This window comes from Leptolyngbya sp. FACHB-8 (genome assembly GCF_014695575.1).
In the GTDB taxonomy this organism is placed as follows: Bacteria; Cyanobacteriota; Cyanobacteriia; order Elainellales; family Elainellaceae; genus Vacuolonema.
The window spans coordinates 19,269-35,944 of the sequence record NZ_JACJOO010000011.1 but is presented as its reverse complement, the minus strand read 5'-3'; the positions used below and the strand labels follow the sequence as shown (position 1 = coordinate 35,944).

The 16,676-nt window shown below is 49.2% G+C and carries 9 protein-coding genes and 1 pseudogene; 6 read left to right on the top strand and 4 right to left on the bottom strand.

Going from position 1 to position 16,676, the window contains the following annotated elements; translation table 11 throughout:
• Positions 1-2,698 precede the first annotated feature (2,698 nt).
• Together H6F91_RS02065 and H6F91_RS02060 are read left to right on the top strand one after the other, a co-directional pair.
• Positions 2,699-4,405, top strand: coding sequence for a hypothetical protein (locus tag H6F91_RS02065; RefSeq protein WP_190773781.1), 1,707 nt, complete (start codon positions 2,699-2,701; stop codon positions 4,403-4,405).
• 356 nt (positions 4,406-4,761) lie between these two features.
• The gene (locus H6F91_RS02060) at positions 4,762-5,184 is read left to right on the top strand and encodes a hypothetical protein (RefSeq protein ID WP_190773782.1); all 423 of its coding nucleotides are present in this window, start codon (positions 4,762-4,764) and stop codon (positions 5,182-5,184) included.
• A gap of 113 nt (positions 5,185-5,297) precedes the next feature.
• On the opposite strand, the gene H6F91_RS02055 is transcribed toward H6F91_RS02060, so the two are convergent.
• The gene (locus tag H6F91_RS02055) at positions 5,298-5,708 is read right to left on the bottom strand and encodes a hypothetical protein (protein ID WP_190773783.1); all 411 of its coding nucleotides are present in this window, start codon (positions 5,706-5,708) and stop codon (positions 5,298-5,300) included.
• Between the two features lie 838 nt (positions 5,709-6,546).
• On the opposite strand from H6F91_RS02055, the gene H6F91_RS02050 reads away from it, so the two are divergent.
• The 4 genes and pseudogenes from H6F91_RS02050 to H6F91_RS28485 all read left to right on the top strand — a co-directional run bounded on the left by H6F91_RS02050 (position 6,547) and on the right by H6F91_RS28485 (position 12,892).
• Positions 6,547-10,176: a PAS domain S-box protein gene (locus H6F91_RS02050; protein WP_190773784.1), complete on the top strand. Its 3,630-nt coding sequence runs from the start codon at positions 6,547-6,549 to the stop codon at positions 10,174-10,176.
• 24 nt (positions 10,177-10,200) lie between these two features.
• Positions 10,201-11,700, top strand: a complete 1,500-nt coding sequence (locus H6F91_RS02045) for an ATP-binding protein (RefSeq protein ID WP_190773785.1) — start codon at positions 10,201-10,203, stop codon at positions 11,698-11,700.
• A 394-nt stretch (positions 11,701-12,094) separates the two neighbouring features.
• Positions 12,095-12,472, top strand: a pseudogene (locus H6F91_RS28490) (response regulator); the annotation flags it as partial.
• A complete protein-coding gene (locus H6F91_RS28485; protein ID WP_347280000.1) occupies positions 12,455-12,892 on the top strand; it encodes a response regulator in 438 nt (145 codons plus the stop codon). The pseudogene H6F91_RS28490 and the gene H6F91_RS28485, both read left to right, overlap by 18 nt.
• A gap of 242 nt (positions 12,893-13,134) precedes the next feature.
• On the opposite strand, the gene H6F91_RS02035 is transcribed toward H6F91_RS28485, so the two are convergent.
• From H6F91_RS02035 to H6F91_RS02025, 3 genes are read right to left on the bottom strand one after another with little or no spacing between them, the layout of a single operon-like run.
• Positions 13,135-14,511 (bottom strand): FAD-dependent oxidoreductase, encoded by a 1,377-nt coding sequence (locus H6F91_RS02035; RefSeq protein WP_190773787.1) that lies wholly within the window; start codon positions 14,509-14,511, stop codon positions 13,135-13,137.
• A 25-nt stretch (positions 14,512-14,536) separates the two neighbouring features.
• Positions 14,537-15,499, bottom strand: a complete 963-nt coding sequence (locus tag H6F91_RS02030) for an SDR family NAD(P)-dependent oxidoreductase (protein ID WP_199330869.1) — start codon at positions 15,497-15,499, stop codon at positions 14,537-14,539.
• Positions 15,500-15,524: 25 nt separating this feature from the next.
• Complete coding sequence (locus tag H6F91_RS02025; RefSeq protein WP_190773788.1) at positions 15,525-16,613, bottom strand: thioredoxin family protein; 1,089 nt, start codon at positions 16,611-16,613, stop codon at positions 15,525-15,527.
• Between the last annotated feature and the right edge of the window lie 63 nt (positions 16,614-16,676).

Sequence of the window (16,676 nt, the reverse complement as noted above, 5' to 3'; positions counted from 1 at the left end):
GTTTGCCGTTTAGCTGTGCTAATGGCGGAAAAAGAGCCAAAGCTGTCTCAGAAAAAACAGTGGCAAGAGAAGAAAAAACAGGATGGAGGCGATCGCCGTGCACCCTGATGAGGAAATTGGTCGGCAAGCAGTAGAGAGGATACTTTGTTCTACTTTGGGTCAAAACAACGCTGAATATTTAGTTCGCTTGATAAATGGAGATGAGGTGCTGCTCGCGGAATGCTTAGAGCTGGCCAGAAGGAGTGCCGGTCCAAACTCTATTACCCAATGGCTTCATGTAAGGAAGGGGGTAGCCGAGGTAAACTCCCAAGCCTATAAATTCTGTGAGGCAGTACTAAACCTATCGTTGAGGCGTAATCGCCATGCCTAGGATCTGCTGCCACAACGGTGCCCACTGAAGTGCTGCCGCTGATTTCTGTGATCACCTATGGGGCCGAAGTCATGGCGTATATCAAGCAGAGTGTAGATGTATGTGCGGCAGCAAAGCTAAGCATGTAACTGTCTGTTTCTTCCTATTCTTAACTTGAGGTAGCCCCCAAACCCTTGTTTCTGGTAGCCATGGCGATCGCCCTTTGCAGAATTGTCGTGGGAGGAAGCACACAATTGTGGTGCAGGAAAGGCCAGTCCTATCTAGCTAGTAGGCTGCGGCCTAAGTTCGCAACCTATGTTTTGTGTGGGGTGCGAAGCACCCCACACAAAACATAGGTGATGGATTTCCGCCTCAGCGTACTAGTTATGCATAAATTGCATTCGCTTTATCCTACGAAAAACCCTTTAATTGCCTTACCTCTATCTTTAGGTATAGATTTATAAAGTGTCCCTGGCTAGAAAGGTCTCTCTAAAGATAGGTGCATATAGTGAGTTATCCAAATTTTTTAGCTTCTGTTACGGCCGAGAAGTTCGGTTATCGGCTTATAGTCGGTATTCTGGAGGACGGAACAGGATATTCCCTGATAAATCTAGAAACCAAGAATCGTACTGATTACAGAACTCTGGATAGCGTTCTGGGGTATTTGCAGACTAGATATAAACAGGGCGGCCCTCTTACGAATTGAGCTGCTTTAGGACTCGGCGGCTTAAGCTTGCTCATGTTTGAAGGCGGGGTACCGACCTCCCCACCTTCAAACATGAGTTGATTTTCGCGGTTTAGTGGTCAGGTCTGCTTTAAAGATTGCCTTTTCGCGCGCTCTACGTGGGAAAAGGCAATCTTTGGCAGGGCAATTTCCTCAATATAAAAACTTATGAATTTCTGATAAGCAGCTCAGCCCGATTAAACATCAGGCCGAGAAGGTTGGGCTGCTCGTATTTCAAATGGCACAGCCTTTTCAGTCTTATATTTAATAATAATAACTGACTTAGTTATTGCTGGCAGTATCCCACTTTTATGGGTGAGATAGGCTTCTCCCACTTCACTCACAAAAGTGGGTTTTCGAATCTGTAAAAGTGGGATGTAGCCGTTATTGCGAAAAGGTACGGCATTGTACAACCGTACAGTGAACACTATTGATCCACTGCTTCAAATTTTATGCATTCTGTGAAGCAGTGTGAGAACTGCTTCAGCTGTACCGGCAAGGGGAAATGGTTCTTTTGTGGGGCTTGGGCGATCGCATGATTCTAGCTCCAGAGGGCTTGTACTGATGGATTATCAGCTTGAGGAGCAGGAGACGTAAGGGCCGTGTGCTGTTTGAAAGCAGTGCAATGGCTGTTGTCGATGCCTTCTATCACCTCATTGACATAACAAAATCCCCTGGTAAATACCAAGGGATTCTTTGAAGAAGAGAGTAAAGAGTTAAGACGGAGATTTACACCCCACGCGCAAATCCCTGTTTTCTAAAATCAGCTTAGTCTTAGGAGATTTCCAGATAAGAACTTCCCCATTATTTGGAAAAAAGGCGCGGCTTCGCCGCGCCTTTTTTCCAAATAATGGGGATATTGTTTCTCAGAAATCTCCTTAGCTAACAGCCAAAGACGTGATAATAATCCTGCAATCAGCGTTGCAGCGGCCAAACCTTATATGGCTGCAGGAGAAAGCGGCTAGGGTACCTGGAGAGAGGATGTAATGGGAACCGATGTATTCTACTGTCGTCAATACTTGAGTCTGCTGCTCAGCAAAACTTCTTGAATGGGTTGCCCAAGATGAAAACTAATTAAAAGTTCAGATCGAGCCAGGTACATTTAGGTTTCGTAGCACTAAGTTAACATAATCCGGATCACATCCTTGATCAGTCTCTAATGACAAGCAGCGGCCCTTTCGCTTATAAAGGAATCAAGATTACCCTCACTATTCTGATGGCAGTCGGGTTGACGATTGCCTCTCTGCGTTACAAGCAGCCCGCCTATTGTGAAACGCTCTGCACTGGTGCTCAACCCTGTCAAACTGGACAGTGCAAGTTTGGAGAGCAAAGAGCAGGTTTTCCCTTGGCGTTTGTTCAGGATGTGGAGGCCGGTTCACCTACAACTGGTTGGGGCAAGCTTGGGCTAGAAGACTATGCCTACGCAAATCTTGGGGCATTCACTCTGAATGTTGCCTTTTACAGTCTCACCTTATGGCTGTTCCAAAGGTTGATTCGACGGGTTTTCTCTGTGATCCGAGCTTAGTTCAGAATCAAGGGAAGCGAACCGCAAAATAGTTTCGTGATCGGGGTGCATTGCTAAGTGACGGTCGGTTACTCAAATTCTCTATCCCCATCGAGCCACTATGAAATCTAACGTGCGTTGTGCCAAACTTTTCCTTCTGGCAGCCCTGCCCGTTCTGGGGATTCTCACCGTGAAGCAGGCGGTTGCCCTACCTGCTCCTGATCAGCAAGCCAGACTACTGTCAGACATTGCCTTTCAATACGCAAAACTAGGTAATTCGCAACAGGCCGTTGCCATTTCCCAACAGGCGCTGGGGGCAGCAGAGGCCATGCAGCCCTGCTTCAAGGCCATCCCTCTGGCAAGGGTAGCGGGCAGCTATTGGTTAGCCGGACAGGAGGCGGAGGGCAGGCGATGGGTTACAGAGGCACTGGAATCCGCTCGTACTCAAGCAGCAAGCGGGTGTAGCGGCAGCGGCACCTCTCCGACGGAATCGTTGATGTATCGCGCAGGAGAGTTTGCCGATGAGGGACAGTTTGATTTAGCGATCGCCCTCGGCAGCGGCATGGGGGACCCACTCGCCCTGTCAGAAATTGCAGCGGATTTGTTGGATGCAGGACAATCTCAGCGAGCGGATGGGTTACTGAAGGAAGCGATCGCCAACGCGCAAAAGATTGACGATGCCTATTACCGAACACAAATGTTGAACAGCATGGGCATGAAGCTGGCTCTAGCAGGGCATCCTGAACCTGCAAAGACAGTACTCGAACAGGCCATCATCAGTGCCGCAACGCTGGATACCGAGAAGGCTGAAACGGCTGCATTGCAGGGAAGCGCTATCCTCTGGACGACACGGCAGTTTACGGAGTTGGGCGCAAATGATCGGGCGATCGCCCTTCTGGATCAAACCCTTCCCACAATCCGTAACCGCCCTGATGCTCCATTTCCCCTGGATAAAGTGATTCACCTTGTCGATGCGGCACTCCTCTACCAGCAGGTGGGTTTGGACGACAAAGCCGTGGCAACGTTGGCAGAGGCTTACCAGTTTGCTAGAGCCATCGGTCCCAATGATGCTAAGCGTGGTCAAGCCGACGCGGATGCGCTGGGTCGAGTCGCCATTGGCTATGCCAAAATCGGCAACTTTGAGCGAGCTATGCAGATTGTTCAGGAGATCCCGCCGATTAGCGAGCGGCAGGGGGCATTGGGAGATATTGCGATCGCCTATGCTGCGGCAGGCAATTTAGAAGCAGCAGTTGAGTTGGCGCAGTCCAACCCTAACCGTAATGGTGCAATGATCGGCATCGTCAGACACTATTTAGATCAAAAGCAGCCGGATCAGGCATGGCAGTTTGTCCAGGCACAGCAGGTCAAAGGCATTTTGTCGGAGGTGGCAGTTGGGTATCTCGATGCCGGACAGCCTGAACGGGCACTGCAACTTGCTCAGACTGGCCAGTTGGAGGGATTTACATCAGATATCGTGCAGGGCTATGCCCAGTCTGGGCAACCGGAGCAAGCGTTACAAATGGCTCAAAGTGAAGAGATCCCGTGGCTACTGCCTTCGGTCGTGCAGGGATTTGCGCAGCAGGGGAAGTTTGATGCTGCTTTGCAAACGGCCCAATCAATTGCTAATCCGGCAGATCGAGCACAGGCATTCATTGCGATCGCTCGTGCTTATGCTCAGCCACAGGCTGAGGCACAAGGAACACAGCAGCTTGTGATACAGTTGCAGGATTGGGTCGCGGGGCTATTTGGTACCTCCGATCGTGAAAGAGCGACTGAGATGTTAGAACAAGCCTTGCAAGCAACTCAGTCGATTTCCTCGGCGAAATGATAGACGTGAGCTTTTCACTGGATGGAACTGTGCAACGGTTCCATCCAGTGAAATATGAAAGGAACAAGTGTGTTTTCTAGAAGCGCCTGGGAAGGTGGGGCGATCGCCCTACCTTCTCACCAACAAAAGAACCTGTAAGTTGCTTGGAAGCGAATGAGCGAGTGGAGGGTGATCACCTTCCACTCGCTTATATAGAACCTGTGAGCTGCTTGAGAGCGTGCAGTAGATCATTATCTCGATTGATTCGCTTGTATACAAAGATTGTCATTCAGCCTGTAGTTGCTAAAAGCTTGAGATGTAGCTAAGCGGTATGTAGCTCTAATCATTCATAATTTACTAATCATTTGTCTTACTTTATGAATATTTTGGCACAGGTTCTATCTGAGGTTTTATCTGTTTCTATCTGGTCTTTAAGTATTGGATTAGTGGTCGGTGGCGTTATTGGTTTAGTGATTGGAATCATTAAACGGCGCATCAAATTTACCCTATTTCCTGCCATTTTAGGTTCGTTTTTGGGCACGTTGGTGATCGCGTTTGTCCCGCTCTTTTCGATACCTGGGTTAGTGAATGGAGGTGCCTATGCGGGAATTTATGTTCTAGCGATGCTGATTGTTTTAATTCCAGTGGGATCTATTGGGGGCGGTATCGCAGGTGGTATCCGTGGTTGTCATCGGTCTACACCGCTACCGAGGCGCACCCTTTGGTTCTCGATTCTCCTGGCTTATCTGCTCCTGATCATAGGAATTTTGGTACGAGTGGTAGTATTTCGTGCAGGTTAACGTTTACAGCACTTTCCGAGCTGATGAGCTACATCAAATTTCAAGAGGCTGTGTTGTTCGCAAAGCGGGTGGCACAGCTTCTTGAAATTTGATGTTTAATTGAGTTGAGCCACTTACAATTCTAAGGTTGATCTCTGGAAGCCGATGCCACAACCATCTTGGGTCCAAAATGCCCAGTCCTCAGGGTTGCTAAAGTCTGAGGCTTGCACTTGTTCTTCTGTCCCATTACTCCAGTTAAACGTAACATGTTGCGAACTACCGGAGTTGCGAGCGCGATAAGTTCCGACTAGTGGATCATGACTTGGATTGTTACTGACAGCACGAATGATGTTCATAGAGAAGCCATCGGGTTCGCCACCAGTGCTCACGTAGCACTCGAACGTTTCTCTACGAGCTCCGGTATCAATTATGCAGTTTCCAAACTCATACACTGGCCCCCAAGCATGGGCCGGGATAGGTGAAAGGGCAAGAGTTGCTGCTGATCCACAGATAGCTGCAAACCCAATTTTGTAACTACTTTTCATGTTTCGTCAGAGGGAGAAATACGGGAGATACGTAAAGTTTGCCAGACTCAGGTTGCTCCTTCTAAAATTTTCTAAAAAATTCACGTATCCCTAAAACTGCACAGTGTTTAGCTGGAGAGGATTAGAGTTTTCGAGGGGAGACGATTTCAGCAAGATGATGAAGTGATTAATCATTGTGCTTGCTCAAGTAGTAATAAGCAAATGCCTTCAAGGGGTGAGGGCTTTTTGTTGGAGAACTACAAAGTTCCGATGTGAGGCTAGTAGGGGCGATCGCCATCTAACGCATCATCCCCAAAGAGCCTTGATTGTCCCCGTATTGCTTCACATGATGCATGTCCTTGTTGGGACGGTGATTCTCTGCTTTTAGGTTGATGTCTTGTAGAGAAAGCGTTGCCAGACTAGCTATATCACAAAAGTATTACCGCGTATCCTTACCGCAGTTTAGACTGCGGTTTTTATTGCGAAGCGCTTACCCTACTGACATGCTTGTCACGTTACCCCTCCTAAAAAAGTGTCACTATTGGACGATTGGAAAAGCCGTGGCTTATCTGAAGGGGGAGGGGTAGTATGGCGATCGCGAGCGTTATCCCTTACCCAGCTTAATTATCGCTCGCATAAACTTGTTAAACCTGCGGAGCTCAACGATTGAGTAACAACCCTGCAGAAAGTTATAGCCTGCTTACCTCCACTCAGTTAGAGGGCTAGTTCTTAAGCTTGGAAGTAGGATAAAAGGTGTTAACGATAACCTGCTGATTGCCATCATTCAATAGATTTGCTTGAGAGTAATTTGCTAATGAATGATCGCTCAAGCAGTTCAACTGCATGAGGAGGCTAGACAATGTCAGGAGCAAGACGGATACTACTGTCTCGCTATAGTGTGGCTGTCCTGGCAAGCTTGCTGGCGTTAATCATCCGGTTTCTACTGGTGCCAGTGCTTGGTTATGAAGCACCGTTATTGGTCTTCATCATGCCTGTCATGTTTGCTGCTTGGTATGGGGGGCTAGGGCCAGGGCTATTCGCAACGGGCTTGAGTGCCCTCGTCGGTACCTACTTCTTTGTCCAACCTCTGTTTACGCTCGGTGTTACCGGGATAGAAAACGGGGTACGGATTGCTATCTTTCTGACCGAAGGAGTGATGATTAGCTATCTCAACCAGGCACTCATCACATCCAAAGAACGAACTGAGAGAACAGCCTTAGCCCTACAGGAAAGTGAGGAGAATTATCGACTACTCGTGGAGAGTGTGCAAGACTACGCCATCTTCATGCTGGATACTGATGGCAAGATTACAACCTGGAATGCAGGAGCAGAGCGGGTAAGCGGTTACTCCACCTTTGAGGTTGTGGGCCGGCATTTCTCGTTGTTGTTTCCACCAGAAGTCGTTGAGCAAGACCAAGCAGAGCGGAAGCTGGAGATTGCCACCACAGAAGGTCAATATCAGGAACAGGGCTGGCGGCGGCGGAAGAATGGGTCGTTATTCTGGGCAGATATTGTACTGAGTGCCTTACGGGACAGACACGGTAACTTGCAAGGCTTTTCAAAGGTCATGCGCGATATTACAGACCGCAAAACAGCAGCGAACGCATTGCAAACTAGTGAAGATCGCTTTCGACAGGCCTTATTAAATGCTCCTCTTGCAATCATGCTACACACCGAAGATGGGGAGGTAGCGCTGGTCAACCATGCTTGGACTGAGATTAGTGGATATAGCCTCGAAGACATTCCTACACTTGAGATTTGGACGGAAAAAGCTTATGGCGATCGCAAAGAGGAAGTACGAGCCACAATCTTGTCCCAATATCCGTTAACTCAACGAAAGGCGATGGGAGAGTACACTATTACAACCTCTACAGGCGAAAGCCGTATATGGGATTTCCATGCTGCTCCGATTTCCCCCTTGTTAGATGACCGAAGGCTGGTAGCTGTGACAGCAATCGACATTACAGGACGAAAACAAGCGGAGGCAGAAATTCTAAACCTGAACCGAGAACTTCAGCGACAGTTGGTAGAGTCTCAAACCTTATTAGAAGTGATTCCGATTGGTGTTGGTATTGCTAAAGATCCCCAGTGTGAAAAAATTCAGGTTAACTCGACGCTGGCTCAAATGTTAGCCATTGCTCCGACTGAAAATGCGTCTTTAAGTGCGCCGGAAGGCGAACGCCCGACCAACTTCAAAGTTTGTCAGAATAATCTGGAACTGCCCCCAGAGGAACTACCCCTGCAGCGTGCAGCGGCTGATGGAGTTGAAGTACAGGATTATGAGGTTGAGGTGGTTTGGAATGATGGTACCACTCTCACACTGTTGGAGTATGCTGCTCCCCTACTGGATGAACAAGGACAAACGAGAGGCAGTATTGGTGCGTTTTTGGATATTACCCAACGCAAGCAATCTGAAGAGAGGTTGCGCAAAGCCTTAAAGGATCTGTCGGATGTCAAGTTTGCTTTAGACCAAGCTGCGATTTTAGCTATCACTGATGCTCAAGGAACGATCACTGAGGTCAATGACAAATTTTGTCAAATCTCGAAATTTTCCCGAGAAGAATTGATTGGGCAGAACCACCGCCTGATCAACTCAGGCTACCATCCGAAAGAATTCTTCCGTAGGCTTTGGGCAACGATTACCCAAGGTGAGGTGTGGCATGGCGAGATCAAGAACCGCGCTAAGGATGGCACTTACTATTGGGTTGATACAACGATCGTTCCTTTTCAGGATGAGTCTGGTAGTCCCTTTCAGCATCTGGCAGTCCGGTTTGATGTCACAGCCCGTAAACAGGCAGAAGAGTGGTTAACACAAGAAAAAATTGCCAATGAACTAGAGCGTAAACGCCTGAGAACTCTTCTGGATCTCCTACCTGTAGGTGTAGGCATTGCTGATGCGAGTGGGGAGGTTTTAGAACTGAATGCTGCCATTCGAGCCATTTGGGGTGAATCTGCTCCTCGCAACAGGAGTGTGGCTGAGTATGGCGAGTATAAGGGGTGGTGGGTCAAGACGGGAGAGCGGCTGACTGCTGATGATTGGGCATTGGCGCGTGTTGTGGGACAGGGAGAAACTGTTATCAATGAAGAAGTTGATATTGAAACATTCGATGGTCAGCGGAAAACAATCCTCAATTCTGCCGTTCCGATCCGTAACGAGTTGGGAGAAATTATTAGTGCTGTTGCCGTAAACGTAGATATTACCCGACGCAAACAGGTGGAAGAATCACTTCGCCGCACGGCTCAACGGTTAGAAACCTTACAGCAAATTGATCGCGCCATCCTACAGGCAACCTCTTCTGAGGCGATCGCTCACTCTGCTCTGCGGCGGCTCAATCAAGTAATTGCCTACCAACAAGCGGCGGTTGTCTTGTTCAATTTCGAGACCAACGAAGCTCAAGTGTTAGCAGGGCAGGTTGATTCAACACCAGCAGGTTCCATCATCCCGATTACCTCATTCTCATCCTTGGAAGGCTTCCGCTATCGGGAAGCAGTTCGCTACATCGAGGATCTGAGCACCATGCTCCAGCGTCCTCCTATCCTGGAGTATCAGTTCGGTCAAGGAACACGCAGCGTTTTGATTGTTGCTCTGCTCGTGGAGGGGGAGTTATTCGGAGACCTATACTTGTTAGCAAGCGAGCCTGCTGCTTTTAATGCGGAAGAACGGATAATCGCCCAGGAGATTGCCAATCAGCTTGCAGTTGCGATTCAACAAGCTCGTCTGCGAGAGCAATTGCAACGCTATGCCTCTGAACTGGAACAACGGGTAGACGCACGAACTGCTGAGCTTCAGGAAGCCAATGAAGCGTTGCAGGCATTTGCTTACTCCGTTTCCCATGACCTCCGTGCCCCCCTACGCTCAATGGAGGGGTTAGGGACAATTCTACTGGAGGACTATAGCGACTGCCTTGATGAGAATGGACAGGAGTACGCTCAACGGATCATTGAAGCGGCTCAAGAAATGGACACCTTGATTTTGGCTCTACTGGATTACAGCCGTCTTAGTCGGGCCGATATTCAATTACAGGCCCTCAATCTCAACGCGGTAGTTGCAGAAGTCATAACTCATCTACAAGCTGATATTCATGCTAAGCACGCTCAAGTCATAGTTGAGCCGGCCTTACCGAACGTTATGGGGCACTACATCACCCTTAGCCAAATTCTCACGAACTTACTGACCAATGCGCTGAAATTTACCCAACAGAATCGTCAGCCTCAAGTTCACGTATGGGCAGAAGAACGAGTTGATGAAACGGGCGAGTGGGTACGGTTGTGGGTAGAAGATAACGGAATTGGGATTGAACCTAGATTTCAAGAGCAAATTTTTCAGGTATTTGAGCGGCTGCACAGTGCCGAAACCTATCCGGGCACGGGGATTGGACTAGCGATCGTGCGCAAGGGAGCCGAACGGATGGGTGGACGGGTGGGGGTCGAGTCACAAGCCGATCAGGGCAGTCGCTTTTGGATGGAGTTACGCAAGGCACCCGCATAGTTGGAAAGGAAGTGTTTCATTCCCATGCAGATACTGGTAGCTGACGACAATGCCAATCAACGACTTTTTATCATTCGAGAACTCGAGAAAGAGTTTTCAGGGCTACAGGCTCAAGAAATTTTTGATGAAGAGACGTTTGAACAAGCACTATCGGGCGATCGCTTTGACCTGGCCATTATCGATTATCAATTGCTATGGAGCAACGGTCTGGACTTACTGCACCGGCTAAAACAGCAGTTTCCAGAGTGCCCGGTGATTATGTTTACAGATACTGCCAGTCAAGAAATTGCCGTTGAAGCCATGAAGGCAGGCTTGGACGACTATATTCTGAAGTCTTCAAAGAATTATATTCGTCTACGAGCGGCGGCGAGAGCGGCTATAGAACGGGCTGAAGCAAGGCAGAGAGCTGCTTTACTTGAGGTTCGTTTTCAATCGTTGCTGCAGCAATTGAGTATCGGTGTGTTTCGAGCAACCCTCAATCGCCGCTTAATTGAAGTCAATCCAGCTTTTCTTCAGCTATTGCAAATCGATTCACTGACAGATGAATATGTCAATCAATTCACTCAGCACTTATCCCAATCGGCAGAGATTGCATTCAACCAGAAGCGGGAACGAGAATTACAATTGGCTGACAAAACAGGCAATCCTATCTGGATTCGTTTGACTGAGGCTCTCAATTCTGTCAACGGGGAGATGGTCATTGACGGGCTAGTAGACGACATTACTGAGCTGAAACAATATGCTAATCGGCTACAGACCATTCAGGAGGAAGAGCGGCAGCGTTACACCCATCAGCTGGAACAGGAAGTGAGCCGCCGAACCCAGGAGCTGGAGGAAGCAAATCACGATTTGGAATCGTTCGCATACTCGGTATCCCATGACTTGCGGGAGCCCCTACGAGCCGTGCGTGGTTATGCTCAAATTCTCTTGGAAGACTTTGCTGATCAATTGGCAGTAACAGGACAGGAATACGCTGTTCGAATTCGAGAAAACGCTGACCAACTAGAGCAAATGCTACAGGGCTTGTTGTCTTATAATCGCTTGAGCCGAATCCAGTTGGCATTACAACCGGTTGATCTAAACAATCTTGTAAACGATGTGCTCAATCACTTAGAGATCCAACTCCGGCAAGCTCAAATTACGGTCGAAGAACCATTGTTTACTGTGTTAGGGCATTACTCAACGGTAGAACAGGCGATCGCCAATTTAGTCACAAATGCTGTTAAATTTGTTGCTTCTGGCGTACAGCCGCGTATCCGAATTTGGAATGAGCGACGTGACAGATTCGTTCGGTTATGGGTAGAGGATAACGGTATTGGCATTGCCCCGCAGTACCATGACCAAATTTTTCGTCTTTTTGAGCGCTTACATGGAGTGGAAGATTATTCGGGCACGGGTATTGGGTTGGCGATCGTTCAACGTGGCATAGAACGAATTGGTGGGCGATCAGGGGTTGAATCTCAAGCCGGTCAGGGAAGCCGTTTTTGGATTGAGCTGCCTGTGTTTGAAGAGGAAGGAACCTAAGAGAAAAATGTTGAGCTATCAATGAATGCTTGTATTTCAAATAGAGGAAGAATTTTAGAGCCGGCTTTAAAAGCTGTTGTGGCGTGCGCTTTACGTCTAGAAAAACGATCCCTTCATCAAGCTTTAAAGCATAGGCAAGCGGTTTTCGCGCTGGCTTCCAAAATAGCTGTAATGGCCGGGTGCATCCCACTTTTGTAAGTGAAGCGGGTAAAGCCCGCTTCACTTACAAAAGTGGGTTTCCAAATTGGCAAAAGTGGGATGCACCCTAATGGCTAACCTTGTAAGCTATATTACTAAAGGCTGAATTGCGGCTTAAAGCTGCCTTGCCTGAGTTAAGATGTGCTTGAATAACGATAAAAAGTGCTATAGAAGCATCAAAATCCTTTAATAAAAACTGACCGTGTCTTCTCAAAAACGTTTTCGCATTCTTGTTGTTGACGACCTGCCTGACAATATTCTCTTATTGCAAACTTTACTAGAAGCTGAGGGCTATGACGTCGAAACAGCTGAAAGTGGAAGTCTTGCTCTAGCCAAGGTTGAGGCAAATCCCCCCGATCTAGTTCTGCTCGATATTATGATGCCGGGTATGAACGGTTATGAAGTAACCCAGCAGATCCGGCAAAATTCTGCGCTACCTTTTTTTCCAATCTTGCTCATCTCAGCCCATGAGCGGGATGATGCAGTTCGAGGACTGGATTTAGGTGCGAACGACTTCATTCGCAAACCAATTAATTTTGACGAACTACTGGCAAGAGTGAGAGCTTTTTTAAGATCTCAACAGCAGAATACCCTGGCACGAACGGTGTTAGTCATAGAAGATAGTCCTTTTGATGCACTTCACCTGGAACGAATATTTTCTCAGTTAAATTTAACCCTTCTGATACAACGGGTTGCTAGAGCAGAGGATGCAATTGAGTATTTGGGTGGAGAAGGTGCTTATGGCGATCGCACTCGCTATCCTTTGCCTAACTTTGTCATCCTCGATCTGAAATTACCGGGTATGTCAGGTCTCGATTTCTTACAATGGCTGAGACAACAACCAGAACTACAGACCTTACCTGTCATTGGTATTACTGGCTCTGGCAATCGAGATTTACCACAAGCATGCGAGTTAGGTATCAAGTTTTATTTACTCAAACCGGTGGAGGTGACTGTGTTAACAGACGTTTTGCAACAACTCAGTCTGGTTTAAGCTTTGGTCCTCCATACAGGACCTCAATATAGGAAAAGAATCTAGTAGGCTGAGGCGGAAATCCATCACCTATGTTTTTGTGTAGGGTGCTTCGCACCCTACACAAAAACATAGGTTGCGAACTTAGGCCGCAGCCTACTAGTTCTGGAGGTCGTTTTATTTTTTGTCCTGTACCTCGGTACAGGACAAAAAATGTAGCACATTCAAGAACTCGTCGTTTTTTGTTCCAGGTTGAGGCTTTCTCATATATTGGGGCAGGTTGGCATATCATCTCCAACCAGTAGTCTTGCGAGGCTGGGCAATGCCTCACCATAAGTTGGGTGAATGTGAACCGATTGTTCGAGTACCTGCCATGTTGCTCCAGCTTCTATCAGCGACAAAAAGACATGCACGAGTTCAGCCGCTTCATATCCAACCAGCGTTGCGCCTAAAATCAAATTCGTCTGGGTGTCGATAACCATGCGGTAGAAGCCCAGATCATGCCCCCACTCGATGCTGCGGGCGATATGAGCCATGGGTAGGGTGACTTCGCGGGCAGCGATGCCCTGTTTCCCAGCCTGCTCTAACGTCATACCCACTCGGCCCACTTGTGGCTCGGTGTAGACGGCATAGCCTAACACCCGATCGTTGCGGCTCCGCTGTTCGCCACAGAGAATGGCTTTCAATCGACGATAGTCTTCCCATGAGACATGGGTAAAAGCAGGTTGCTTGGCAACATCTCCGATCGCATAAACTCCAGGGCAAGTCGTCTGAAACTGATCATCGATTTTAATAAACCCTTGTGCATCCAATTCAATGCCTGTCACCGCAGTATTTAATGCTCCGGTATTGGGTTTGCGCCCAGTCGCAACCAGCAATGCTTCTCCGTCCAGTACTTTGCCGTTATTCAGCGTTAGGGTAAACACACCGTTCGTGTAAGCAACCTGCTGAACCGTCGTGTTGAAATGCAGTCCAATTCCATCTTGCTTGAATGCATCCAAAAGCACATCACTGACATCAGATTCTTCCTGAGCCAGTAGGCGATCGCCCCGCACAATCAACTCAGTCTGGCTGCCTAAACGCGCCATTCCCTGCCCTAACTCCAGGGCAATATAGCCTCCGCCAACCACAAGCAACCGAGGTGGAAGCTGTTGCAAATCAAAGAAATTGCGATTGGTGAGATAAGGCGTTCCCGCTAAACCAGGAAGCTCAGGAATCGTAGAGGATGTCCCTGTGTTGATGACGATGATCGGCGCCTGCACCGTCACGCCCCCTCCGCTGACCGTTCGCTCTCCAGTGAAAACAGCTTCAGCGTAGACGATTTTAACCCCTGCGCTCTCTAACCGCCCCTTAGTGCCCTGGTTAAACTGGCTGCGAATGCCCTGCACTCGCTCCATCACCGCAGGAAAATCGACTTCAACCTGCGCGTGTATGCCGAGTTTTGCAGCTTGCCGAGCGCGACCTGCGGCATGAGCAGCGGCTAAAAAGGCTTTAGAAGGCGTACAGCCATAGTTGATGCAACTGCCGCCCAACGCATCGCGCTCAAATAAAACGACGTTCTTACCAGCTCTGGCAAAGTCAGCCGCGAGTGGGACTCCACCCTGACCACTTCCAATCACAATGACATCTGCTGTTTCCATGGTTACCTCGGTTGATAGTTTGTCATTACAGTTTGGTGACTTCACGTCGCGTGAATTCAGCGGTGTGTAATTTCACGAAGTCGTACATGCTCGTCGGTGTCTTGCCAGTCAGCTTGAACAGGTCGTTTGTCATACGGTCATACCGTCCCTGCGCGTGAAGTTCGGCCATTACCGCGAGGTGGTTGACGAGGTGCGTTGGCACCCCAAACTCGCGAAGCCCATCAATCCACTCAGGGAGCGGTACGTCGCGATAGCGAATCGTTCGGCCAAGGGCTTCAGAAAAGACATGGGCGTAGTCGTCTAGATCGGCTGACTCGAATCCGGTCAAATTGTACACATGACCAATGTGCGGGGCAGGGTCGTCGAGGATCTCAGAAACAGCACGCGCTACATCAACCGCCGAGACCGGCGAGGTCTTGCTGTTGCCCAGCGGCAGTGCCAGTTCGTTGCTATCCCGAATACTAGCAGCGGCGAGACGCAGGAAGAAGCTTTCGAGAAAGACCGTTGGTCGCACTGTGACGACGGGTAGCCCCGACCACGCTAATGCCTGTTCTGCAAGCCAGTGCAGCTTGTGCTGTGGGCTGTCTGTAGTCGCGGTGATGCTCATCTGCGTCACCGTCATCTGGGACATATTCACGAAAGCCTCGACCCCATGATGCTTCGCCACCGCAGCGACGTTGACCGTGGCTTCGAGATAAGCTGGCGAGACTGACATGCCGAAATAGATGCGCGCAACTCCTGCGATCGCCCGATGCATCGAGTCAAGATCCGTCAGGTCACCCTGCACAACTTCGGCACCAAGCTCGCGTAGAGCTTCAGCGCGTTCATCTTCCCGCCGGACCAAGGCGCGCACTTTATGCCCCTTGTCGAGCAGCATTGCGGTCAGGTTACGACCGATCGCACCAACATCTCCGGCTGCTCCGGTCACGAGGATTGGGCTGTCATGGGTGGAGTTCATGGTCATATCATTTACCTTCTTGTCGCTCATGTCGAGGACATATCTGTTTGTGTGATCATCCAAACGTGAATGCAAAAGCCTCTACCCCGGCATCCAGAAACTGAATCTCGAATTGGCGATCGGTGATGGACTGGGGCTGTCGAATCAATTGATACAACCGCTGTTCGGTAACGGTGCCTTCGCCTTGTTCATTGAGGTCGAGTCCGTGAGCCGCGACGGCTGGTTGCCCGTCTATGAGCACGCGAAACCGCACAGACGTTCCTGACACAGTTGGCCCCATAACAAGATGAAGGTCGCGGGCGTGAAAGCGGTACACAATCCGTCCACCGGGCTCGTTCAGTGCAATGGCTTGTCTTCCAATGGTCCAATCACCCGAAAGTGCCCATTGATTACGTTGCAATTGTACGGGGGTGGTGTAGGAATGGCGCTTGTTTAACACGGCGCCACTGGGAGACGCAAAATTTTCAGTTCTTTGATATCCAAGGTAGTTTTCAGGCGATTTCAGGTTGTTCCAATCGGCGGCAGCTTCAAAACCGTGAGCCTCGACTGCAACCATTTCCTGACTGCGGCGGCTTGCGGACTCAGCTAACAGCTGTTGAATGGCCTGTTCTGATTGCTCGTACTCGCCTTCGCCGAAGTGGTGATGACGAATGCGTCCTTGCGTGTCGATAAAATAAAGGGCCGGCCAATAACGATTCCCGAACGCGTGCCACACCGCATAATCGTTATCCACGGCGATCGGGTAGTTAATTTCCATGTCCGTTGAGGCTCGGCGGACGTTATCGAGAGTCTTCTCGAATTCGAACTCCGGTGTGTGCACACCGATCACGACCAGTCCTTGATCCTGATACTTCTCGGCCCACGCGCGAACATAAGGAAGCTGGCGCAGCCAATTGATGCAGGTATACGTCCAGAAGTTGATGAGCACAACTTTTCCACGCAGCTCGTCAACCGTCAATGGCTGCGAGTTGAGCCATGCGATCGCGCCCACAAGCGAAGGCAGTTCGCCTTCAATCGGTAACTCGGCCATTGCTGGTGTAGCGTCTTGTTTAGTGTAGCCAAGTCTGCCGAGTTGAGTGGCAGCAAGGGCTTGAACCGTGGTTGTTAAAAAGGAGCGGCGATTAGGATTGACTTCTTCAAACATGGGCTGACCTCCTTGTTGTGTTCAGATAGGTACGGTGGAATGAGAGAATCACTTTGCCACACC